Below are 21,686 nucleotides of genomic sequence, written 5' to 3' on the forward strand. Positions count from 1 at the left end.
CGCGGACGCCCTTTTCAGGTTCAGCCGAGCAGCGCGTCGGCGAATTCTTCGGCGCTGAACGGTTGCAGATCCTCGACCTTCTCGCCCACGCCGATGAAATACACCGGCACCGGCCGCTGTCGCGCGATCGCGGCGAGAATGCCGCCTTTCGCGGTGCCGTCGAGTTTCGTGACGACGAGACCGGTCAGGCCCAGCGCATCGTCGAACGCCTTGACCTGCGCGAGCGCGTTCTGACCCGTGTTGGCGTCGATCACGAGCAGCACTTCGTGCGGCGCGTCGGGCATCGCCTTCGCGATCACGCGGCGCACCTTGCGCAGCTCTTCCATCAGATGCAATTGCGTCGGCAGACGGCCGGCGGTGTCGGCCATCATCACGTCGATCTTGCGCGCGCGCGCCGCGCCGACCGCGTCGTAAATCACGGCGGCGGCATCGCCGCTTTCCTGCGCGATCACGGTCACGTTGTTGCGCTCGCCCCAGACGGTGAGCTGTTCGCGCGCGGCGGCGCGGAAGGTGTCGCCGGCGGCGAGCAGCACCGACTGATCGAAGCGCTGCAGATGCTTCGCCAGCTTGCCGATGCTGGTCGTCTTGCCGACGCCGTTCACGCCCGCGATCATCATCACGAGCGGTTGCGCGCGGCCGAGCATCAGTGATTTTTCGAGCGGACGCAGCAGGTCGACGAGTAATTCGCGCAGCGCGGCCTTCACCTGCGATGCATCGGTCAGACGCTCCGAGCGCACTTTTTCGCGCAGCGATTCGAGCAGGAATTCGGTGGCATCGACGCCGGCGTCGGACATCAGCAGCGCGGTTTCGAGCTCTTCGTACAGGTCTTCATCGATCTTCGCGCTGACGAAAATGCCGGTCAGGTTGGAACTCGTCTTCGACAGACCGTGACGCAGGCGCGAGAGCCACGACTTCTTCGCGACCGCATCAAGCGTGGGCGGCGGCACGATTTCTTCGCTCGCCTGATCCGTTTCCGGACCGCGCGCCCATTGCGACTGCGTGCGGCCTTGCCAGTATTCCTTCGAATCCCCGGCCGGAAGCTGGACGGGCGCAGCCGGAGCGGGCGCGACAGGCGCAACGGGTTCCGCAGGCGCCGGTTCCGTCGGCTGAATATCCTCCGGCAGCGCTTCTTCCAGTGGGGCTTCAGCGCTGAGCGCCTGCCGTTCCAGCTCGGCGTCCGAGATGTCGTCGTCCCCGTCCGCCTCGACGATGTCTTCCTGAGGCGTGTCGAGCGGCGCGTCAGCCGGCTTTTTGAATTTCTTGAAGAAGCTGAACATGGATGAGTGGCGATGATGCGCGCGTGATCGGTGGCCTCGTGCGCGCTTTGAAGTCGCTTTGCGCGAGGCCGGCGCGAAGAGATAGAAGACGCATATTTTATCAGGCGCCGCCGCGCCCGCCCGTGCGGCACCCGGCACGGCGCGCGCGTGTGGTAACGTTGGCTTTCATTGCCCGTGCCGGCCTGTCGTCAAGCAAAAATACGTCCGGCGCGCTCGACTCCAGCCATCCTCTTATGCCTCGCTCGACCGCTACCCGTTCCGTCCTGCCCAGCCACACGCCCTTGCGCGGCGGCAAACCGCACACGATCCGCATCATCGGCGGAGACTGGAAGCGCACGCCGCTGCCCGTGCTCGATCTCGACGGCCTCAGGCCCACGCCGGATCGCGTGCGCGAAACGCTCTTCAACTGGCTCGGCCAGGATCTCTCCGGACAGCGTTGCCTCGACATGTTCGCGGGCAGCGGTGCGCTCGGTTTCGAGGCGGCGTCGCGCGGTGCGGCGCGCGTGCTGATGGTCGAGCGCAGCGCGAAGGCCGCCGCGCAGATCAGGGCGAATCAGACGAAGCTCGGCGCGCGCAACATCGAAATCGCGGAAGCGGATGCGCTGCGGCTCGCCGCCAGCCTCGCGCCCGGCTCGTTCGACGTGATCTTTCTGGACCCGCCGTTCGGCGATCAGGCGTTGCTCTTGCGCGCGCTCGCGCTGGCGGCGCCGCTCGTCGCGCCAGATGGCGCGATTTACGTCGAATGCGGCGATCCGCTGGACTTGGCGGGTATCGACGCGCTCGCGGGCTGGAGCGTCGTGCGCGATGGCAAGGCGGGTGCCGTTCGCTATCATTTGCTGCGCCGCGAAAATGAGGAATAATGCGCGTTCCCCAATTTGGGACAGCCAGTCTTGATGGGAATGAGGCAGAGTGGGGCGTCGCAGCCACGCGACCCAATGTAAATAGAAGAGGAGAAAGCTCATGGTTGTCGCCGTGTATCCGGGTACGTTCGACCCGCTCACTCGTGGGCATGAAGACATTGTCCGGCGCGCATCGAGCATTTTCGATCAGCTCGTCGTGGGCGTCGCGGACAGCCGCGCGAAGAAGCCGTTTTTCTCGCTGCAGGAGCGGCTGGATATTGCGCACGACGTGCTCGGGCATTATCCGAACGTGCAGGTGAGCAGTTTCACCGGGCTACTAAAAGACTTCGTGCGCAAGAACAACGCGCGCGTGATCGTGCGCGGATTGCGTGCCGTGTCCGATTTCGAGTATGAGTTTCAGATGGCGGGGATGAACCGCTACCTGTTGCCCGACGTCGAGACGATGTTCATGACGCCGTCCGACCAGTATCAGTTCATCTCGGGCACGATCGTGCGCGAGATCGCGCAGCTCGGCGGCGACGTGAGCAAGTTCGTGTTCCCGTCGGTGGAAAAGCGGCTGATCGACAAAGTCGGTAATCTGTCGCAGATGGATCCTGCGGCGCCGTAAAGCGCCCGACCCGCGCGTCATCGAGAATGGCGCGCGGGCGTCATGCCGGTCCAGATACCGGCGCAAGAGAGTGAAGCATGTCTTTGATCATTACCGACGAGTGCATCAACTGCGACGTTTGCGAGCCCGAGTGCCCGAACGACGCCATTTCGATGGGTCCCGACATCTACGTGATCGACCCGAACAAATGCACGGAATGCGTCGGCCATTTCGACGAGCCGCAGTGCCAGCAAGTGTGTCCGGTCGAGTGCATTCCGCGCGATCCGGCGCACGTCGAAACGCCCGAGCAGTTGATGGCCAAATACCACGCGCTGATGGCTGCGAAGGGCAATTCCTAAGCGACGATTTCCGTCAGCGCGGCGACGAGCGCATCGCATTCCGCGGGCGTGCCGATCGAAATGCGCAGATGCTGATCGATGCGCGGCAGCCTGAAGTGGCGCACAAAGATCTCTTTCGCCTTGAGCGCGGCGGCGATTGTGGCGGCATCGTGCGCGGGATGCTTCGCGAACACGAAGTTCGCCGCGGACGGCACGACATCGAAACCGAGCGTCTGTAGCTGCGACGTCAACCGCTCACGGCTCGCGACGACCTTCCCGCAGCTTTCCTCGAACCACGCCCGATCTTCGTATGACGCGAGCGCCGCGGCTTGCGCGAGGCGATCCAGCGGATACGAGTTGAAGCTGTCCTTCACGCGCGTGAGCGCTTCGATCAGCGCTGCATCGCCGAATGCGAAGCCGACGCGCATACCCGCGAGCGAACGCGCTTTCGACGTCGTCTGCACGACCAGCAGGTTCGGATAACGATCGATCAGATTCACGGCCGATTCCGCGCCGAAATCCACATACGCTTCATCGACGATCACCGGCGCGTCCGGGTTCGCCTTCAGCAGCACTTCGATTTCCGCAAGCGGCAGGGCGCGGCCCGTCGGCGCGTTCGGGTTCGGCAGCAGCACGCCGCCGGACGGCGCGCGGTAATCGTCGACATCGATGGCGAAATCCGCGTTCAACGGCACGGTCTCGTATTCGACGCCGTAAAGCTGCGCATAGACCGGATAGAAGCTGTAGGTGATGTCGGGAAAGCGGATCGGCCGGTCGTGCTTGAGCAGCGCCTGGAACGCGTGCGCGAGCACTTCATCGGAACCGTTGCCCGCGAAGACTTGCTCGATGCGCAGCCCGTGATGCTTCGCGACCGCTTCGCGCAAGGCCCGCCCGGTCGGATCGGGATACTTTCGCAACGACGCGCCGTCGCCGCCGAGTTCATGACGAATCGCCTCGACCACGCGCGGCGACGGCGGATACGGATTCTCGTTGGTGTTGAGCTTGACGGGATGCGCCAGCGCGGGTTGCTCGCCCGGCACATACGGCGTCAGACGATGGACGATATCGCTCCAGAAACGGCTCACAGTGGGCTCCAGATCAGGAATTACGGTGCAGGTTCATCATCGCACGCTCGGTTTCGCCGGCGACGACGAAAGGCATCACGGCGAGCGCGCGCTCGATCGACTGATCGATCACGTCCTGTTCCTCGCGGCGCGGCGGCTTGAGCACGAAGTTCGCGACATCGGGTTTCGCGCCTGCGCGCGCGCCTTCTGGAATCAGATCGCGCGGATGCCCGATGCCGATGCGCAAGCGCCAGTATTGCTGCGACGACAGATGCGCGGAAATATCCTTGAGGCCGTTATGTCCGCCGCTGCCGCCGCCGAGCTTCATCTTGACGGTGCCGGGCGGCAGGTCGAGTTCGTCGTGCGCGACGAGAATCTCGTCGGGCAGGATCTTGAAGAACTGCGCGAGCGCGACCACCGATTGACCCGAACGGTTCATGAAGGTCTGCGGTTCGAGCAGATGGATCTCGTGGCCGTGCAGGCGTCCCTTGCCGTAGAAACCGTGGAAGCGGCGTTCTTCGCGCAGCGTCGCGCCGGCGTCGCGCGCGAACTGGTCGACGAACCAGAAGCCCGCGTTATGCCGTGTCGCGGTGTATTCGGCGCCCGGATTGCCCAGGCCGACGATCAGCTTGATCATGTCGAATCGTGTAGAGCGAAAAAAAACCCGCCGGGGCTTGCGCGCCGGCGGGTCACGTCGACCGTTCTTGCGAACGGATCGAGAGGATAGCGGTGTTCCGCGTGCTTACTCGGCTGCCGGCTTTTCGCCTTCAGCTTCGCCAGCCCCTTCCGACACGACAGCAGCCGGAACCGTAGCCGAAGCCACGACCGGGTTTTCTGCCTCGACGGACACCGTCAGGCTCACGCCCTTCGGCAGCGGGATGTCCTTAGCGTGCATCGTCTGGCCGGCTTCGATCTTCGCCAGATCGATTTCCAGGAACTCAGGCAGGTCTGCCGGCAGGCATTCCACTTCCAGTTCCGTCACGACGTGCGAGATCACCGCGCCCGCCAGCTTCACGGCCGGGTTGGTTTCCTGGTTCATGAAGTGCAGCGGCACCTTGGTGTGCAGCTTCTTCTTCGCGTCGACGCGCTGGAAGTCCACGTGCAGCACGAGCTGCTTGAACGGATGGTATTGCACGTCGCGCAGCAGAACCTGTTGCGACTTGCCGGCCAGTTCCAGATCGAGGATCGACGAGTGGAAAACTTCTTTCTTCAGGGCGTGCCACAGGGCGTTGTGGTCCAGTTCGACCAGTTGAACGTCCGTTTCACCACCGTACACGATACCCGGGGTCTTACCCGAGTTGCGCAGGCGGCGGCTCGCACCCGTACCTTGCTTGCTACGCTCGAAAGCGACGACTTTCATATCTGACTCCTATATCTGCCCGCGACCAGGCAGGGAAACCGGGATCATCGAAAATATGTGATCCCACAACAAGCGACGCGAACCTTCGTACGTTCGCATCGATCATGCAAAAAGACGCGAAGCGTGTGCTTCGCGTCTTTTCGCCAATTCTGTTTAACCTTCGGCGAACAGCGACATCACCGAGTCGCCGCGCCGGATTCGGGAGAACGTCTCCGCGAGCAGACCCGCGCTCGACAGCAGACGGATCTTCGAGCATGCGAGCGATTCGGCCGACAGCGGAATCGTGTCCGTGACGACGAGCTCGTCCAACTGCGACGCCGCGATGCGCTCTCCCGCGCCACCCGAGAGCACCGGGTGCGTCGCATACGCGAAGACCTGCTTCGCGCCGCGGTCCTTCAGCACTTGCGCGGCTTTGCACAGCGTGCCGGCGGTATCGACCATGTCGTCCATGATCACGCAGGTGCGTCCTTCCACTTCACCGATGATGTTCATCACCTCGGCGACATTCGCCTTCGGACGGCGCTTGTCGATGATCGCGAGGTCGGTGTTCAACTGCTTGGCGAGCGCACGCGCGCGCACCACGCCGCCGACGTCCGGCGACACGACCAGCAGATGGTCATGGTTCTGCTTGCGCAGATCGCCGAGCAGAACGGGGGTGGCGTAGATGTTGTCGACGGGGATGTCGAAGAAGCCTTGAATCTGGTCGGCGTGCAGGTCCATGGTGATCACGCGATCGACGCCGGCAATTTCCAGCATGTTCGCGACGACCTTCGCCGAGATGGCCACTCGCGCGGAACGCGGACGGCGGTCCTGGCGTGCATAGCCGAAGTAGGGGATGGCTGCGGTGATCCGGCCTGCGGATGCGCGCTTGAGCGCATCGACCATGATCATCAGTTCCATCAGATTGTCGTTCGTCGGAGCGCAGGTGGACTGCAGAACGAATACGTCTTTACCCCGAACGTTTTCCTGAATCTCGACCATGATCTCGCCGTCTGAGAAGCGGCTGACCATTGCTTTGCCGAGAGGAATTCCAAGGATTTTGACGACTTCCTGTGCAAGCGCGGGATTTGCGTTGCCAGTAAAAACCATCAGGCCGTCACTGCTCATCGTGCACCTGTCTGCGGCTGGAGGCGAGAGGAAAAACGCGAGAAAAGGAATGGCAGGGGAGGAAGGACTCGAACCCTCGCATGCCGGAATCAAAATCCGGTGCCTTGACCAACTTGGCGACTCCCCTACACAACTCTGAGTCTCGCCGGGAAGTGTAGGACATACCCGACGAAACAAAACCTATGACGCGAAAGCGAAGAGAGGATGAGAATCCAGACTTGCCGTCACTACGCTTTTCCAGCTTGCCGGCAGTTTGGCTTGCGCCATTTCTGCTTCGGCTCGGCTGGCGAAAGCGGCGAACACGCTTGCTCCAGATCCGGTCATTCGCGCCGGTGCGAGATTGACAAACCACTCGAGCACCTGTGCAACTTCCGCGTACTTTTCTGCAACTACAGCCTGCATGTCATTTCGACCGAAGCTGTCCGGCCAGTTAGTGTCTGACCTTTGCGCTGCAAGAAAGTCCATCATTTTGGCGACTTTCGTATCCCTTGTCAAGGCTTTTTCCGAAAAAATCGCCGCGGTCGGAACGTGAACATTAGGTGTGACGACCAGGAAGAAGCGCTTTGGCAGATCGACTGCCTGGAGCGCCTCACCTACACCCTCTGCGAACGCATTTTGCCCGAAGACAAAAAACGGCACGTCCGCGCCGAGTTGCAGGCCGAGATTCTGCAGAATCTCACGCGAAAGATCAACACCCCATAGACGATTTAACGCCAAAAGTGTTGTCGCCGCGTCAGAACTGCCTCCGCCGAGGCCCGCGCCCATCGGCAGACGCTTGTCGATCTCGATTTCCACGCCGAACGACGTGCCCGTGTGCTGCCGAAGCAGGCGCGCCGCGCGCACGATGAGATCGTCGGCTTCGGGCACGCCCGGCACGTCCGTCTTGCGCGTGACGATGCCGTCGTCGCGGCGCGTGAAGTGCAGCCGGTCGCCCCAGTCGAGCAACTGGAAGACGGTCTGCAGCGAGTGATACCCATCCGGGCGGCGGCCCGTGATGTGCAGGAAAAGGTTCAGCTTCGCGGGCGCGAGGCAGTCACGGAGCGAATCGGTCGATGAGAACATGCGTGATGCAACTGCAAGGTTATTGATCGAGCACCAGCTTGATGTCGAGCGGCGGTTCGTTGCGCATCAGATTCACGCGCTTCACCCCGGTCGCGGGCGCGTCGGCGTAGGCGAGGTAATCGATCGTCCATCCGTCCTGCTTGATTTCCTTCGGGCGGCCATTGTTCGATTCGGGATCGAGCGTCGTCTGCGCGCGAGAACTGGGCGCGGCCGACGGCTGCAGCCAATAGCGCAGGCCTTCGACGGGCAGCGCGAAGCCGAGCGTGTTCTGCATCAGCAGGGAGACGTTGTCGGCGCTCACTGGCTGGCGGTTGGGAAGTTCGAGCGTGGCAAGCGACGGCGACGACGTGACGATCGCCATCGTCTGGCCGAGCGGATTGCGCAGTTGCAGCGTGACGGTGTCGCCTGTCTCCTGCCACTCGAAGTTGCCGTACGCGTTGCGCTGCACGCCGTTCTGGTCGTTGTACTGCACGGCGAAGCGTCCGTGATACGCGCGGCTCGTCTGCGTCGCGAGCGAAGTGGTTGCGTTCGTTGTAGTGGGGACGCGCGGCTGCACCGCGCAACCCGACATCACCAGCGCGGCGGCGGCCGCGACGCCGAGCGCGCCGCGTCGAAGCGCTGCGCCGGCAAAGAATTCGAATGCCATCAAAGATCGTTTACCTGGAGTCGTTTTAGCGTTTTGACGAGCGTGTCGTTGTCCGGTTCGAGCTTTTGCGCCTGCCGCCACGTGTCGCGCGCCTGATCCTGCTGACCGGACTTCCACTGCACCTCGCCCAGATGCGCGCCTATTTCGGCATTCGGCTGAAGGTTGTATGCGTTCTTGAGAATCTTCTCCGCTTCGGCCGAATTGCCCTGACGGAAACGCGCCCAGCCGAGGCTGTCCATGATGAACGCGTCGTTGGGCGCGAGCGAAACCGCTTTTTCGATCAGCTTCACCGCTTCGTCGAGCCGCTGGTTGCGGTCGACGAGCGAGTAGCCGAGCGCGTTGTACGCCTGCGGGTTGTTCGGCTGCGTGCGCATCAGCGTGCGCAATTGCGCTTCCATCACGTCGTAATGACCGTTCTTTTCGGCGGCCATCGCGTAGTCGTAGATGAGATCGGGATCGTCGGGGAACGCGGCGACCGCTTTCGCGAGATTCGCTTCCGCTTCCTTGTAGCGATGCGCCTCGAACAGAATTGCGGAGTCGGTGCGCGCGAGCAGCGCGAGATCGCGCGGATCGGAACTTTGCAGGCCGCCGAGCAGCGCACGTGCGTCGTCCACCTTGCCCTGCTTCGCGAGCAGTTGCGCGCGCGTGATCTGCGCGGGCAGATACTGCTGGCTCGTGCGCGGAATCTTGTCGAGCCACTGGCTCGCGGCAGCCTCGTTCTTCTGCTCCAGCGCCAGTTGCGCGAGATAGATGTACGCCTGGCCCGGGTCCGCGCCCGGCGTGCTTTCCGCCGTCTTCGCGTAGAGATTCAGAAAATCCTGCGCCTTGTCGAACTGTTTCTTCTGAATGTTGATGAGCGCGAGCGCCATCAACGGTGTCAGGTCTTTCGGGTCGTTCTTGCGCATGATCTCGAACTGCTTCTGCGCGTCGTCGAGCCTGTCGGACGACAGATACAACTGCGCAAGCGCGAGCCGTGCATCATGCGATTTCGGATTCTTGTCGAGATACTTCTCGAACGAAGCGATGCCTTCCTTGCGCTCCTCCGGGCCCATGCGCGCGAGCGTGAGCGCGGCGGGCAGATAATCCGGCTTGAGTTGCAGCGCTTTTTCGAGCGATGCCTTCGCGCCCGGCTGATCGTCTGCGATCAATTGCTGGCGCGCGAGCGCGAGCTGCACTTCGGGCCGGTCCTGATCGTTTTTCGTCAGATCCTTGAGCACGTTCAGCCCGCCGACGCGATTCGGTCCGCGCGCGAGCAGCGACTGCAAGGAAAGAATGGCCTCGCCGCGCTGTTCGGGCGACACCTTCGCGAGTTCGCGCTCGAGCGTGGGCTTCGCGTCGTCAGGCTTTCCGCTGACGATCAACAGCGATGCGCTCAATTGCGCCGCGCGCTCCGAATGCGGGGCGAACTGCTGCCAGAGCTGCGCCGACGTAAGTGCATCGTTAGGGCTTTGCGCCGCGATCGCGATTTCGGTCGCACGCTGCGCGAAACGCGGATCGTGCGTGTCGCGGGCGAGCGAAAGATAGGTCTGGTAAGCGGGAGCAGGCTGGCCGCGTTGCAGCGCGACTTCGGCCGCCAGCACCTGGAACACGATCTGACTGGACATCGCCACGTTCGGCAAGTCCTGCGATTCAGCACCGCTCACCGGTGCGGTCAGCAGATCGGCCGCGCTTTGCGCATCGGACTGATCGTCTTCGCTTGGAACGGGCGACGCGTTCGGCGCCTGCGCGTGTGCGGGCGCAAATGCGAGCGCGGCCATCGCGAGCGCGACGGCGCCGGCGATTCGCGACATGGGCACGGCGAACGAATGCGCCAGGCCGGCGTGACGCTTCGCAAACAGCTTCATGACGAACGAGTTCATGGAAATCCAGACGATGTTTCGGTCGATTGTAACGCGGTCGCTAAAATACCGGCACAACCGTCCCAGCAAGTCTCTCTCCAGAAAAATGCCCGAATTGCCGGAAGTCGAAGTAACCCGCCGGGGAATCGAACCCTATGTCGCCGGACGGCGTGTCGAGCACGTCGATGTACGCACGCCGGCGCTGCGCTGGCCGATCCCGCCGCATCTTCCGAAGACGCTCGATCATCTGAAGATCGAGCGGGTCGAGCGGCGCGGCAAGTATCTGCTGTTCGAGACGGTGGAAGGGTGGCTGATCGTCCATCTCGGCATGACGGGCACATTGCGCGTGCTGCGTCACGTGCCGAAGCCGCCCGAGGCGGCGAAACACGATCATGTCGATATCGTGTTCGACGACTTCATCCTGCGCTTTCGCGATCCGCGCCGCTTCGGTGCGATCCTCTGGCATCCGCGCGCGGACGGCGACGTGCTCGATCATCCGCTGCTCGCGAGTCTGGGCGTCGAGCCGTTCTCGCCGGAGTTTTCCGGCACGCTGCTGTTTCGCGAGACGCGCGGGCGCAAGGTGTCGGTGAAGCAGGCGCTGCTGGCGGGCGATATCGTCGTGGGCGTGGGGAACATCTACGCATCGGAGAGCCTCTTTCGCGCGGGCATCCGGCCGACGACCGCGGCCGGTCGCATCTCGCTCGTGCGCTACGATCTGCTCGCGGATGCGGTGCGCGTGACACTCGCCGCCGCCATCGACAAGGGCGGCAGCACGCTGCGCGATTTCGTCGGCAGCAATGGCGAGTCGGGCTACTTCCAGCTCGACTATTTCGTCTATGATCGCGCGGGCCTGCCGTGCCACGTGTGCGGCACCGCGATCAGACAAATCGTCCAGGGACAGCGCTCCACGTACTTTTGCCCGCGCTGCCAACGCTAATTTCCGATGCTCGCTCTCACCGATTTTTCGTCGCGCCTCATCGCGTGGCAACGCATTCACGGCCGGCACGACCTGCCGTGGCAGAACACGCGCGACGCGTACCGCATCTGGCTGTCGGAGATCATGCTGCAGCAGACGCAGGTCAAGACCGTCCTTCCGTACTACGCGCGATTCCTCGAACGCTTTCCGACAGTGACCATGCTCGCCGATGCGCCCATCGACGACGTCATGGCGCTCTGGGCCGGGCTCGGCTACTACTCGCGCGCGCGCAATCTGCATCGCTGCGCGCAGGTGGTCGCGCACGAACATGGCGGCGCGTTTCCGCAGACGGTCGATGCGCTCGCGATGCTGCCTGGCATCGGACGCTCGACGGCGGCGGCGATCGCATCGTTTGCGTTCGGCGCGCGCGCGACGATCCTCGACGGCAACGTGAAACGCGTGCTCGCGCGCGTGTTCGGCATCGAGGGATTTCCGGGCGAGAAGCGCGTCGAGAACGCGATGTGGGCGCTCGCGGAATCGCTCTTGCCGGACGCCGCGAACAAGGACGAAGTGACCGCGTACACGCAGGGCCTGATGGATCTCGGCGCGACGCTCTGCGTGCGCGGCAAGCCGGATTGCGCGCGCTGTCCGTTCGCATCGGATTGCGTGGCGAAGGTGGAAGGACGACAGCGAGAGTTGCCTGCCGCGCGCCCAAAGAAAGCCGTGCCGACGCGCAAGACGTGGATGCTGATCCTGAAGGACGGCGATTCGATCCTGCTGCAGAAGCGGCCATCGATCGGCATCTGGGGCGGACTCTGGAGCCTGCCCGAAGCGGCGGACGAGGCCGCGCTGACGGAGGTCGCGCACAATCTCGGCGCGAGCCGTCACCCGCTTCAGCGTCTCGCGCCCTTGTCGCACGCGTTCACGCACTTCAAGCTGGATATCGAGCCGCGGCTCGGCGAAGCGCGCGAAACGCCGCGCGAGTTGATGGACACGGAAACGGTCTGGGCGCCGCTCGCGCGGATCGATTCATACGGCGTGCCCGCACCGGTGCGCAAACTGCTCGACGCGCTGTCCGGCTCGTTGATCTAAAGCAACTGATGGTGCTGCATGTAGTGATGCACCACGTCGATGCGCGCGCCGGCGTCCATCAATTCCATGAGTTTCTGGCGGGCGCGCATCGGGATCGGCAGGATTTCTGCGAGGCGATTGGATACCCAGGTGGGATCGTCGTATAGAAACGGTTCGACGAACGGAAGGTTCTGCGGCTCGCGCTCCTTGATCGTGTCGACGATACGCTCCAGCACTTCCGCGCACGCGCCGAATTTCGCGAGCGTTTCGGCGCCCTGCAGCGGTTCGTCATCGCCCAGCAGCTGGGCTGTGCCGACTAGCAGGTTGCTCGGCTCCACGCGATGGTCCGTCAGCCTGAAGCGCGCGGTGCCGCGCGCCTGAACGAGCAGCAGGCCGAAAGTATCGACATCGCATTCCGAAATCTCGGCGAGGCAGCCGATGCTTTCCGGCACCGACGGATCGCCCGGTGACGCGACCTCGTGCCCGCTCTTCAGCAAACACACGCCGAAGGGCGTTTTCTCGCGCAGACACTCGCGCGCCATATCCAGATAGCGCGCCTCGAAAATCTTGAGCGGCAGCAAGCCGCCGGGAAACAGCACGGTGTGAAGCGGAAACAGCGGCAAGTCAGCCAGAACGGGATTCGAAGACATCGCGCCCCTCCAGGGTGGACCGCCAGCGTGGCGATCGGGTTCGCGTGTGAGGCGCGCTGTCACCCAGCCGGGATGGGCGCGTCACGATGCCGCACGATCACGTTTGCCGTCTCGCAAAAGCGCGCGGCGAGCGCCTCCGCGATGAACACCGAACGATGCTGGCCGCCCGTGCAGCCGATCGCAACGGTGAGATAGCTGCGGTTGTCGTCGCGAAAGCGCGGCAGCCATTTGCCGACGAACGCGCCGATATCGTCGATCATCTCGCCGACCAGCGGCTGCGCGGTGAGGAAATCGATGATCGGCTGGTCGAGGCCCGTGAACGGGCGCAGCTCGCGGTCGTAGTAGGGGTTCGGCAGCGTGCGCACGTCGAACACGAGATCGGCGTCGAGCGGCACGCCGCGCTTGAAACCGAACGACTCGAACATCAGCGTGAGATCGGCGGCTTCGGTTTCGACGAAGCGCTTGACCCATGCCCGCAGCACGTTCGCGCGCAGGTTGCTCGTGTCGATCTGATGGCCGTACTCGGCGAGACCCGCGACCAGTTCACGCTCACGCTCGATCGCTTCGGCGAGCGAGTTCAGCACGCCGACATCGGCTTCGCGCATCGGCGGGCCGGACAGCGGATGCCGCCGGCGCGTCTCGGAGAAGCGTTGAATCAGCGATTGCGTGCTCGCGTTGAGAAACAGCACGCGCAGGTCGTAATCGCTCGATAGCTGACGGATGATGGCCGGTACTTCATCGAGCGAGAGGCTCGAGCGCGCGTCGATCGCGACGGCGAGGCGCGTCTGGCCTTCCTTCGCGAGATAGGCGGCGAGTTCGGGCAGAAAACGCGGCGGCAGGTTGTCGACGCAGTAGTAACCGCCGTCTTCCAGGGCGTTCAGCGCGACGGACTTGCCGGAACCGGAGATGCCGGTGATCAGGATGATACGCATGGGTCTCGAGGGATTCGCTTTCTCTTAGCTTAGCACCTGCGCCCGATTCGATCCGGCACGCGCGACGCGGTGCATCGCGCGATCAGATCAGTTTGCCGGGAAACTGGCTGTCGGGGTCCTGCATCGCAAGGCGCTGACGATCCATGAAATCGCGCAGGGTGTCGATGCCGCGCAGCTGCAGAATCGTGTTGCGCACGGCGGCCTCGACCAGCACGGCGAGGTTGCGGCCGGCCGCCACCTGAATCGTCACCTTGCTGATGGGCAGGCCGAGCACGTCGACAGTCTGGCTTTCCAGCGGCAGGCGCTGGAATTCGCCGTCCGGACGGCGCACGAGTTGCACGATCAGCTTGAGCTTCATCTTCCGGCGCACGGCGGTTTCACCGAAGATCGTCTTGATGTCGAGTAGCCCTAGGCCGCGCACTTCGAGCAGATTCTGCAGGAGCGGCGGGCAGCGGCCTTCCACGAAGTCGGGGCCGAGGCGCACGAAATCGACGGCGTCATCGGCCACGAGGCCATGTCCGCGGCTGATGAGTTCGAGCCCGAGTTCGCTTTTGCCGAGACCGGAATCGCCGGTGAGCAGCACGCCCATGCCGAGAATGTCGATGAACACGCCGTGCAGCGTCGCGCGCGGCGCGAGGATGCGCGACATGTACGCGCGCAGGCTGTCGATCACCGCCGCCGCCGACATGCGCGTGGTGAAAAGCGGCGTCGACGAGCGCGTGCAGCGCAGGACGAGTTCCGGCGGCGCGCCGACTTCGCCCGCGACCACGAGAAACGGCGGCTCGAGCGCGATCAGTTCGGCCATGTGGCGCGAGCGGTCTTCGTCGGACTGGCGCTGGTAGTAGTTGATCTCGGCGTCGCCGAGAACCTGGATACGGTTCGGGTGAATCAGGTTCAAGTGGCCGACGAGGTCCGCGCTCGATGTCGCGTTGGCGACCGTCTCACTCGAGAATCCGCGTTCCCAGCCCTCGTGCCCGGTGAGCCAGCTGAGCTTCAGAGTGGCGGCGTTGTCGTCGAAAATGCTTTGGGCGTTGATGCTGGACGTATCCATGAGGCCGGAACTCCGTTGGAAGCCGGGAGCAGCCTTCGCGGAACGACGAAGCGGGTCGCTTCGATACGCCGCATGGCGCTGCGTTTGACCGATTGTGCCCTAGAAGCTTCGCGTAAGCGAGGCGCCCCGTGGCGCGAGAGCGGCGTGGGGCGGGCTACAGACGCGATTCGCTATGCTCGCGTACTTGTCACGGTTGCCATTGCGTGAGCACTTGATAAAGCGCGTCACGATTTTCTTCCTTGTGCAGACGCTCGCGCGCGTCGCTGTCGGAGAGCAGTTGCGCGATCTCCGAGAGAATTTCCAGATGCTGTTGCGTCGCCTGCTCGGGCACGAGCAGGAAGATCAGCAGCGAGACCGGCTGGCCGTCGGGCGATTCGAACGCGACCGGTTCGGCGAGGCGCACGAAGGCGGCGAGCGGTTGCTTCAGCCCCTTGATGCGGCCGTGCGGAATCGCGACGCCTTCGCCGAGGCCAGTCGAGCCGAGGCGCTCACGAGCGAAGAGATTGTCGGTGACGATGCTGCGGGCGATGCCGTTCTGGTTCTCGAAGATCAGGCCCGCTTGCTCGAATACACGCTTCTTGCTGGTAACGGACAGTCCGAGAACGACGTTCTCGATGGGAAGAAATTTGGCTAAACGATTCATGTTGGCAGGCTGATGCGTGGCCTGATAGCTCCTCATCGTGGCCGCTGTCTGAAAGCGCTCACGGCGATGGTGAAACCAAAAGTGCGCTGGCGGCGTTCCCAAGCAGCGTTCCCGACGGCGATCCAAAAAAATTACCGGACCATTATAGAACAGGGCAGAGCCCTATGGTGCGCCGCGCCATTGCACCGATCTGCAATCCAATTTGCAGGACAAAGCCCTGAAAATCAATGGCTTGTGCCTCCTTACGGCGAAAATCCAACAAAAAAGCCGCCAGTCGGGGCGGCTTCGGTTCGATGCGAGCGCGAGTTCGATCGGTTTCGGATATTTGAGCATTTCCTCGAATCGTGCCCGCCGGCCTGTGGCGGCGGGCTTCGCGATCATCCGGCGATCGGGCGGCGCGCTCGCGCGCAGTGCATATTCACTGCGACGGCGCTTCCACTTCCTGCGGTTCGCCGCGATACTTCACCGACTCGTGGGCATGACCCTGGATCTTGCCCTTGTGCTTGATGACCTGCCGGTCGAGCTTGTCGACCATCAGGTCGATCGCCGCGTACATATCAGCGTCACAACTCTCGATAAAAATGTCCTTACCCTTTAGGTGCAGGTTGATTTCTGCCTTCTGCCTCTTTTCCTTTTCCCTATGATTGTCGACCGAGAGGACAACGTTGCCGTCGATCACTTGATCGAAATGACGGAGCACCCTGTCCAGTTTCGTGATCACGTACTCGCGCAACGCAGGCGTCAATTCGAGGTGGTGTCCACTGATCTTCAGATTCATAGTTGCTCTCCAAGCTAATGGCCGTGAGGTCACGTCGGCTCGTCCGATACCGGTCGGCTGAGCATTCCGTCAGCGCGTCATCCCGGCGCGACTGAAAAACGGGATGCATCGGCCGGCACGTCCGCGCTCTCGCGATGCGGCCGGGAAACGCCCATCGCAACACGCGATGGACTACAGAGACGGGTCATAGAGACTTGCGCAGATTCACTGCCGGGATCTTGAGGGCTTCGCGGTACTTGGCGACGGTGCGCCGCGCGACCACGAATCCTTGTTCCGCCAGCAGTTCGGCGATGCGGCTGTCTGAAAGAGGAGTTTTGGGGTCTTCCGCTCCTATCAGTTGCTTGATGAGGGCCCGGATCGCCGTGGACGATGCCGCGCCTCCCGTGTCGGTCGAAACGTGCGATCCAAAGAAGTACTTAAATTCAAGCGTCCCGAATGGGGTGAGCATGTACTTCCCTGTCGTCACACGAGAAACCGTCGATTCGTGTAATCCCAGCGTATCAGCAATCTCCCGCAAAACCAAGGGCCGCATGGCGATTTCACCATGTGCAAAGAAGTTCTTTTGACGCTCCACAATGGCCTGCGCGACACGCAGGATCGTCTCGAACCGCTGCTGAATGTTCTTGATGAGCCAGCGCGCTTCCTGAAGCTGCTGACGCAGTGAACCGCTGCCAGGGTCTCCACGATTGTTGCGCAGGATATTCGCGTACAGATGGTTGATCCGCAGCTTCGGCACGATCTCCGGATTCAGCTCCGCCGTCCAGCCGCTCGCGCTCTTGCGCACGAGAATGTCCGGCACCACGTAGTCCGCTTCGCTCTTGCCGTACGCGGCGCCCGGAAACGGCTCCAGCGACTTGATCAGAACATGCGCGTCGCGCAGGGCGTCGTCGCCGGCCTTCAGTTGTTTGCGCAGCCGCGTGAAGTCACGCGCGGCGAGCAGTTCCAGATGGTTCGTGACGATCTCGAGCGCGAGCGTGCGCGTGGCCGAGCCGTCGAGCCGAAGCAACTGCAGCTTCAGACATTCCGATGCCGAGCGCCCGCCCACACCGGGCGGATCGAAACTTTGCAGCAACGCAAGCGCTGCGCTGAGTTCGTCGAGATCGACTTCGAGTTCCTCGGGCAGATCCATCTGAACCTCATCGAGCGATGAAGTCAGATAACCGTCTTCGTCTAGCGATTCGATCAGAAACGTGACGAGCGCGCGATCGCGCTGATTCGCCGCGGTCATGCGCAACTGCGCCGTCAGATGGTCGCGCAGCGTCGTGGTCGATTCGTGGATTTGCAGCGGCGGGAGATCGTCGTCGTCGGAGGCGTTGTTCGAGCGGCCGTAGTCTTCGAGATTCCATGAACTCGAATCCTGGCCGCTGTCCGAACCCATGCCGTTGTATTCGTCGACGCCCTGTGGTTCGCTGCTTTCCGAACGTTCGGAACTGGACGTGCTCGACGACGAGCCATTGCTCATCATCGACTCGGACGGCGCGTTCTGCGTCGCCGGCGATGCGATCAGCGATCCGTCCGCGGCAACGCGCAGCGGACTCGCGATCCAGTCGTCCTCGTTCTCGAGCAGCGGATTCTGGGCGATGGCCATCGCGACTTCCTGCTGCAGTTCGAGCGTCGACAACTGCAGCAGCCGGATCGACTGCTGAAGTTGCGGGGTCAGCGCAAGATGCTGCGAGAGGCGGAGTTGGAGGCTGGCTTTCATGGCAAAGTTTTATTCATTGTAGAGAGTTTGCCACGCGCGCGAAACCTCGCGGCGATTCCAAAAAAGCGCGTGCCGCCCGGGAAGGGCGGCACGTAAGATTTGCTGCTTCGGCTTGATGCGGCGCACTAATTCCGCGTGTCATCCGGCCGCACTCACATGCGGAAATGTTCGCCGAGATAGACGCGGCGCACGCTTTCGTTCTCGATGATCTCGCTCGGCGCGCCCGCCGCGAGCACGGAGCCGTCGCTGATGATGTACGCGTGATCGCAGATGCCGAGCGTTTCGCGTACGTTGTGGTCGGTGATCAGCACGCCGATGTTGCGCTGCTTCAGAAACTTCACGATCTTCTGGATTTCCAGCACCGCGATCGGGTCGACGCCCGCGAACGGTTCGTCGAGCAGAATGAAGCTCGGGTTGGTCGCGAGCGCGCGCGCGATCTCGACACGACGGCGCTCGCCGCCCGACAGCGACAACGCCGGGTTCTCGCGCAAGTGCGCAATCTGCAGTTCGTCGAGCAAGGCTTCCGCGCGCTTGGTTATGGCGTCTTTGGACAGGCGCTTGCCGGATTCATCCGTTTGCAGTTCCAGCACCGCGCGGATGTTCTGCTCGACGGTGAGCTTGCGAAACACCGAGGCTTCCTGCGGCAGATACGACAGGCCGAGATGCGCGCGCTGATGGATGGGCAGGAGGCTGATCGAATTGCCGTCGAGGTCGATCTCGCCGGCGTCGAGCGGCACGAGGCCGACGATCATATAGAACGACGTGGTCTTGCCCGCGCCGTTCGGGCCGAGCAGGCCGACCACCTCGCCGCTCTTCACATCGAGCGAGACGTCCTTTACCACGGTGCGCGACCCGTAACGCTTCTTCAGATTGCGGACGACGAGCGAACTCGACTCGCCTTCCGGCTTGCGGTGGGGCATGGCGGGCGCATTCACTGCTGCGGGTTTCCTTGAATGGTGTTCGACGGAGCAAGCGTGGCAGGCGACCCGTTCAGCGGCGCGGCGCCGCCCGAGCGCGGCGCGAGCATCGCGCGCACCCGGCCGCTCGGATTGCCGGGACTAGCCTGGTCCTTGCCGGCGGTTGCCGTATAGAAGTCCTTCTGGCCGTCGTACGTGATCACGCTGCCGTGCACTTCGTCCTGCACTTTCGTCAGGCCCTGCAGGCGGCGCACGACGGCGCGCGTCGTGAGCTTGGTGAAGTCGTTCTTGCCGTCGTAGTCGATGCGCACCGCGTTGCCGTCGATGTACTCGTCCAGGCCGTCACGCTTCTGGCGGAAATACGAGAGGTTATTGCCCGTCGACGTGCCGGTCGCGTACTGATAGCCCTGCGGATCCTGCGTGACTTCCACGCGATCCGCCTTGATGACGATCGTGCCCTTGGTCGCGACCACGTGGCCGGTGAAGACGTTCTTCTGGCCGAGATCGTCGTAGGACATGTTGTCCGCTTCGATGTTGAGCGGTTTGTCGCGGTCTGCCTTCTCGGCGTGCGCCGGCAGCGCGGCCAGCGCGAGCCCGACAGTCAGGGCGGCAGCGAGCCCGGCCCGCACGGCGTGCGTGGCGCGGCGCGCGAGCGTTGCGCGCGCATGGCCGCCATCGGGACGAGGGAACCTTTCGTTCATGCAGTCACAATTCGGATGGGAGTGCCGGGGTTATTTCGACGAGCCGCCGTTGATATCCGTGGCGGCGATCGCACCGCGCACGTTACCGAATAGCTTCATTACCCGGGTCACGTTGTTGTAGTTCATGCCATCGGCCGTCATCACGGACGGGCCGCGCTGAAGTCTAACCGGTTTTTCCGTTTCGATGACATCGTCGTTCACCAGCACGCGAAAATGCTGGGAATCAGCCTGCATCTGCGGATCTCCGTAGCCGGCCGCGCGCAGGATGCGGGCGTCGTCGTAGAGATCGACGATCGAGACGTCGCCATTGACCGTGCCGCGCAGGGCCGTCGCCGTGACGGTGGGCTTCTGCGGCTGGAACATTCGCATCGCGGGCAGCGTCAGGTCGCTGATTTCGTCGTCTTCGTAATGCACCATCGACTTCGCCGTCAGACGATATTGCGTCGTGCCGGTGGCGTCGAGTTCGGACACGGAAAAGTTGTTGGCGAAATAGTCGGGCGTGTGGCGCTTTTCCGGCGGCGGCGCCTGGCCGGCCGAAGGCAACGACGCCTGCAACAGCCAATAAGTGCCGCCGGCGAGCGCCGCCACGGCGACGAGCGGCAAAAGGGACGCGAGCTTTCCGGGACGCTGCATGGGCTCAGCCTCCGAGCGCCGCCGCGAGCAGCGCGTCATAACGATGCTGCGCGCGCAGGATCGCATCGCAGACTTCGCGCACCGCGCCGTGTCCGCCGCGCGCTTCCGCGACCCAATGCACGCGCTGGATCACTTCGGGATGCGCGTTCGCGGGCGCGGCCGCGAAGCCGCAACGGCGCATCACCGCGAGGTCGGGCCAGTCGTCGCCCATATAACCGCATTCGTCGGCCGCGATGCCGGTCGCGTCGAGCAGCTCGGCGAGCGCGACGGTTTTATCCGCGACGCCCTGATAGAGATGCGTGATGCCGAGTTCGCGCGCGCGCGCCGCGACGATGCCGGATTGCCGTCCCGTGATGATTGCCGTCTGCACGCCGACCGACTGCAGCATTTTCACGCCGTGGCCGTCGAGCGAATTGAACGATTTCATCGTGTCGCCGTCGGCGCTGAAGTAGAGGCTGCCGTCGGTGAAAACGCCGTCGACGTCGAACACCATCAGCTTGAGCCGGCTCGCGCGTTCGGCAGCGGTGGGAGGCTTCTGCGCCATCAGATTACCTTCTTGGAGAAGAGGTCGTGCATGTTCAGTGCGCCGATCAGCGTCGCATCGGTGTCCACGACCAGCATCTGATTGATGCGATAGCGCTCCATCAGTTCCACGGCTTCGACCGCGAGATGGTCCGGCGCGATCGTGCGCGGATTACGGCTCATGACGTCGGCGATCTTCAGCGCGCGGAAATCGCCGTCGCGCTGAAGGATGCGGCGCAGATCGCCGTCGGTGAAAATGCCGTGCACGTGACGATTTTCGTCGATGACGGCGGTCATGCCCATGCGCTTGTCGGTGATCTGGAAGAGCGCGTCCGAAACGGTCGCGTCGAGCAGGACGACCGGCACTTCGTCGCCCACGCGCATCACGTCGCGCACGTAGGTGAGCAGGCGCCGGCCGAGCGCGCCGCCCGGGTGGGAGCGCGCGAAATCGTCGGGACCGAAGCCGCGCGCGTCGAGCACGGCGACGGCGAGCGCATCGCCGAGCGCCATCGCGGCGGTCGTGCTGGCCGTGGGCGCGAGATTCATCGGGCACGCTTCCTTGTCGACGCGCGCGTTCAGATGCATGTCCGCCAATTGCGCGAGACTGGATTCGGGACGGCCGGTGATTGCGATCAACTTCGCCCCGAGCCGCTTGATGAGCGGCAGAATGGCGACAAGCTCTTCGGTTTCGCCCGAGTTCGACAGCGCGATGAAGATATCGTCGGCGGTGACCATGCCGAGGTCGCCGTGGCTCGCTTCGGCCGGATGCACGAAGAACGCGGGCGTGCCGGTACTGGCCAGTGTCGCGGCCAACTTGCGCGCCACATGGCCCGACTTGCCGATGCCCGAAACGACCACGCGGCCGCGACAGCCGAGCAGCGTTTCGACCGCGTTCGTGAAGTTTTCGTCGAGAAGTTCGGAAAGCCCGCGAACCGCGTCGGCTTCGATCTGGATTACGTTGCGAGCCAGCGCCAGTGCCCGGTCGCCATTGATTTTCGCTATCATGCGCGGAGTATAGCAAAGGCGATTCCG

The 21,686-nt window shown here is 63.3% G+C and carries 24 protein-coding genes and 1 tRNA gene; 5 read left to right on the plus strand and 20 right to left on the minus strand.

Annotation, left to right across the window (positions count from 1 at the left end; all coding sequences use genetic code 11):
- Positions 1-20: 20 nt before the first annotated feature.
- The gene (ftsY, locus tag BTHE68_RS01130; protein WP_162064777.1) at positions 21-1,277 is read right to left on the minus strand and encodes a signal recognition particle-docking protein FtsY; all 1,257 of its coding nucleotides are present in this window, start codon (positions 1,275-1,277) and stop codon (positions 21-23) included.
- A gap of 233 nt (positions 1,278-1,510) precedes the next feature.
- Between ftsY and rsmD the strand changes: the two genes are divergently transcribed.
- The 3 genes from rsmD (at position 1,511) to BTHE68_RS01145 (ending at position 3,082) form a co-directional block, all read left to right on the plus strand.
- Positions 1,511-2,137 (plus strand): 16S rRNA (guanine(966)-N(2))-methyltransferase RsmD, encoded by a 627-nt coding sequence (gene rsmD, locus BTHE68_RS01135; RefSeq protein WP_174257974.1) that lies wholly within the window; start codon positions 1,511-1,513, stop codon positions 2,135-2,137.
- Positions 2,138-2,237: 100 nt separating this feature from the next.
- A complete protein-coding gene (gene coaD / locus BTHE68_RS01140) occupies positions 2,238-2,744 on the plus strand; it encodes a pantetheine-phosphate adenylyltransferase (RefSeq protein WP_061172699.1) in 507 nt (168 codons plus the stop codon).
- Between the two features lie 77 nt (positions 2,745-2,821).
- The gene (locus BTHE68_RS01145; RefSeq protein ID WP_162064778.1) at positions 2,822-3,082 is read left to right on the plus strand and encodes a YfhL family 4Fe-4S dicluster ferredoxin; all 261 of its coding nucleotides are present in this window, start codon (positions 2,822-2,824) and stop codon (positions 3,080-3,082) included.
- Here BTHE68_RS01145 and hisC read toward each other — a convergent pair.
- The 8 genes from hisC to BTHE68_RS01185 all read right to left on the minus strand — a co-directional run bounded on the left by hisC (position 3,079) and on the right by BTHE68_RS01185 (position 10,159).
- Entirely contained in the window at positions 3,079-4,146 is a 1,068-nt protein-coding gene (hisC, locus tag BTHE68_RS01150; RefSeq protein ID WP_162064779.1) for a histidinol-phosphate transaminase, read from the minus strand. The two genes, BTHE68_RS01145 and hisC, sit on opposite strands and share 4 nt — an antisense overlap.
- Before the next feature lie 13 nt (positions 4,147-4,159).
- The gene (pth, locus tag BTHE68_RS01155) at positions 4,160-4,762 is read right to left on the minus strand and encodes an aminoacyl-tRNA hydrolase (RefSeq protein ID WP_162064780.1); all 603 of its coding nucleotides are present in this window, start codon (positions 4,760-4,762) and stop codon (positions 4,160-4,162) included.
- 105 nt (positions 4,763-4,867) lie between these two features.
- Positions 4,868-5,485, minus strand: coding sequence for a 50S ribosomal protein L25/general stress protein Ctc (locus tag BTHE68_RS01160; RefSeq protein WP_061172703.1), 618 nt, complete (start codon positions 5,483-5,485; stop codon positions 4,868-4,870).
- A gap of 153 nt (positions 5,486-5,638) precedes the next feature.
- Positions 5,639-6,592 carry a ribose-phosphate pyrophosphokinase gene (locus BTHE68_RS01165; protein ID WP_162064781.1) on the minus strand — a complete coding sequence of 318 codons (954 nt, stop codon included), beginning with the start codon at positions 6,590-6,592 and terminating at the stop codon, positions 5,639-5,641.
- A gap of 50 nt (positions 6,593-6,642) precedes the next feature.
- Positions 6,643-6,719, minus strand: a tRNA-Gln gene (locus BTHE68_RS01170).
- 53 nt (positions 6,720-6,772) lie between these two features.
- Entirely contained in the window at positions 6,773-7,654 is an 882-nt protein-coding gene (gene ispE, locus BTHE68_RS01175) for a 4-(cytidine 5'-diphospho)-2-C-methyl-D-erythritol kinase (protein WP_162064782.1), read from the minus strand.
- A 19-nt stretch (positions 7,655-7,673) separates the two neighbouring features.
- On the minus strand, positions 7,674-8,300 hold the full coding sequence (gene lolB / locus BTHE68_RS01180) for a lipoprotein insertase outer membrane protein LolB (protein WP_162064783.1): 627 nt from the start codon (positions 8,298-8,300) through the stop codon (positions 7,674-7,676).
- Positions 8,300-10,159: a tetratricopeptide repeat protein gene (locus BTHE68_RS01185; protein WP_162064784.1), complete on the minus strand. Its 1,860-nt coding sequence runs from the start codon at positions 10,157-10,159 to the stop codon at positions 8,300-8,302. The genes lolB and BTHE68_RS01185 overlap by 1 nt, the downstream gene beginning before the upstream one ends.
- Positions 10,160-10,244: 85 nt before the next feature.
- Here BTHE68_RS01185 and mutM point away from each other — a divergent pair, with 85 nt between their 5' ends.
- Both mutM and mutY read left to right on the plus strand, forming a co-directional pair.
- On the plus strand, positions 10,245-11,075 hold the full coding sequence (gene mutM / locus BTHE68_RS01190; RefSeq protein WP_162064785.1) for a bifunctional DNA-formamidopyrimidine glycosylase/DNA-(apurinic or apyrimidinic site) lyase: 831 nt from the start codon (positions 10,245-10,247) through the stop codon (positions 11,073-11,075).
- Between the two features lie 6 nt (positions 11,076-11,081).
- A complete protein-coding gene (gene mutY, locus BTHE68_RS01195; RefSeq protein WP_162064786.1) occupies positions 11,082-12,146 on the plus strand; it encodes an A/G-specific adenine glycosylase in 1,065 nt (354 codons plus the stop codon).
- Here the strand turns inward: mutY and BTHE68_RS01200 are convergent.
- The 11 genes from BTHE68_RS01200 to kdsD all read right to left on the minus strand — a co-directional run bounded on the left by BTHE68_RS01200 (position 12,143) and on the right by kdsD (position 21,659).
- Positions 12,143-12,775 (minus strand): LON peptidase substrate-binding domain-containing protein, encoded by a 633-nt coding sequence (locus BTHE68_RS01200; protein ID WP_061172710.1) that lies wholly within the window; start codon positions 12,773-12,775, stop codon positions 12,143-12,145. The genes mutY and BTHE68_RS01200 overlap by 4 nt on opposite strands.
- Before the next feature lie 59 nt (positions 12,776-12,834).
- The gene (gene rapZ / locus BTHE68_RS01205) at positions 12,835-13,707 is read right to left on the minus strand and encodes an RNase adapter RapZ (protein ID WP_162064787.1); all 873 of its coding nucleotides are present in this window, start codon (positions 13,705-13,707) and stop codon (positions 12,835-12,837) included.
- Between the two features lie 82 nt (positions 13,708-13,789).
- A complete protein-coding gene (gene hprK / locus BTHE68_RS01210) occupies positions 13,790-14,758 on the minus strand; it encodes an HPr(Ser) kinase/phosphatase (protein WP_061172712.1) in 969 nt (322 codons plus the stop codon).
- 187 nt (positions 14,759-14,945) lie between these two features.
- Complete coding sequence (gene ptsN, locus BTHE68_RS01215; RefSeq protein ID WP_353622641.1) at positions 14,946-15,437, minus strand: PTS IIA-like nitrogen regulatory protein PtsN; 492 nt, start codon at positions 15,435-15,437, stop codon at positions 14,946-14,948.
- 382 nt (positions 15,438-15,819) lie between these two features.
- Complete coding sequence (gene hpf, locus BTHE68_RS01220) at positions 15,820-16,179, minus strand: ribosome hibernation-promoting factor, HPF/YfiA family (RefSeq protein WP_162064789.1); 360 nt, start codon at positions 16,177-16,179, stop codon at positions 15,820-15,822.
- Positions 16,180-16,363: 184 nt separating this feature from the next.
- Complete coding sequence (locus BTHE68_RS01225; protein WP_162064790.1) at positions 16,364-17,881, minus strand: RNA polymerase factor sigma-54; 1,518 nt, start codon at positions 17,879-17,881, stop codon at positions 16,364-16,366.
- Positions 17,882-18,033: 152 nt separating this feature from the next.
- The gene (gene lptB, locus BTHE68_RS01230) at positions 18,034-18,801 is read right to left on the minus strand and encodes an LPS export ABC transporter ATP-binding protein (protein WP_174257975.1); all 768 of its coding nucleotides are present in this window, start codon (positions 18,799-18,801) and stop codon (positions 18,034-18,036) included.
- 11 nt (positions 18,802-18,812) lie between these two features.
- Entirely contained in the window at positions 18,813-19,499 is a 687-nt protein-coding gene (gene lptA / locus BTHE68_RS01235; protein WP_162064792.1) for a lipopolysaccharide transport periplasmic protein LptA, read from the minus strand.
- Between the two features lie 30 nt (positions 19,500-19,529).
- The gene (gene lptC, locus BTHE68_RS01240; protein WP_061172717.1) at positions 19,530-20,132 is read right to left on the minus strand and encodes an LPS export ABC transporter periplasmic protein LptC; all 603 of its coding nucleotides are present in this window, start codon (positions 20,130-20,132) and stop codon (positions 19,530-19,532) included.
- Between the two features lie 4 nt (positions 20,133-20,136).
- Positions 20,137-20,676 carry a KdsC family phosphatase gene (locus tag BTHE68_RS01245; RefSeq protein ID WP_061172718.1) on the minus strand — a complete coding sequence of 180 codons (540 nt, stop codon included), beginning with the start codon at positions 20,674-20,676 and terminating at the stop codon, positions 20,137-20,139.
- Complete coding sequence (gene kdsD, locus BTHE68_RS01250; protein ID WP_162064793.1) at positions 20,676-21,659, minus strand: arabinose 5-phosphate isomerase KdsD; 984 nt, start codon at positions 21,657-21,659, stop codon at positions 20,676-20,678. The genes BTHE68_RS01245 and kdsD overlap by 1 nt, the downstream gene beginning before the upstream one ends.
- Positions 21,660-21,686 lie beyond the last annotated feature (27 nt).

Origin of the sequence: Burkholderia sp. THE68 (assembly GCF_009938265.1) — a bacterium.
Classification (GTDB): domain Bacteria; phylum Pseudomonadota; class Gammaproteobacteria; order Burkholderiales; family Burkholderiaceae; genus Caballeronia.